At 28.4% G+C, this 659-nt stretch carries 1 protein-coding gene; it reads right to left on the bottom strand.

Going from position 1 to position 659, the window contains the following annotated elements; translation table 11 throughout:
• Positions 1 to 579 (bottom strand): RNA methyltransferase (locus tag DIU01_RS13735; protein WP_290835386.1); only part of this gene is annotated, 579 nt, incomplete at its 3' end.
• Positions 580 to 659 lie beyond the last annotated feature (80 nt).

The raw sequence follows: 659 nt of genomic DNA on the forward strand, positions 1-659 counted from the left end.
TCCAAGAACTAGAATTCCGTTTTGAGGAAGATTTTCTTTATAAACGTTTTTTCCATCCATAAATGTTCCGAAAACTTCAGCTTCAGCATTCGATAAAAATTCGACCAAATTCGTATAAACAACATTTACTCTCGAAATAGAACCCATCGTTGCTTGAACCACTTTTGGATTATAAATATCAACAGAATTAGTAGAACATACAATTTGTTTTACACCAAACCAGTCGCATAATCTAATAATAGTTCCTAAATTTCCTGGATCGCGAACCTCATCAAGCGCAACAATCAAACCATCATGAAGTATTTTTTTCTCGTTCGGAATTTTAAACAAAGCCAAACAATTATTAGGTGTAGCCAAACAACTAATTTTTTTTAAATCAGATTCAGAAATCAATGTTTTTTTATCGGAAGAAACTGTTTCAAATAAATTTTCAGTAACAAATAAATGTTCTAGCATAAAATTTGATACAAGCAATTCTTGAATTACCTTTACACCTTCGGCAATAAATAATTGATGTGTTTGTCGATACTTTTTTTGTTGTAAACTTGTAATTAGTTTTATTTGGTTTTTACTAACCATAAAAAAATGTACTTTTGAATTAAATTATGCTTCGTTTGAAAAATTTCAATACAAAAATATCACTATTTATTTTAATAACC

Origin of the sequence: Flavobacterium sp., from assembly GCF_003525665.1 — a bacterium.
Classification (GTDB): Bacteria; Bacteroidota; Bacteroidia; order Flavobacteriales; family Flavobacteriaceae; genus Flavobacterium.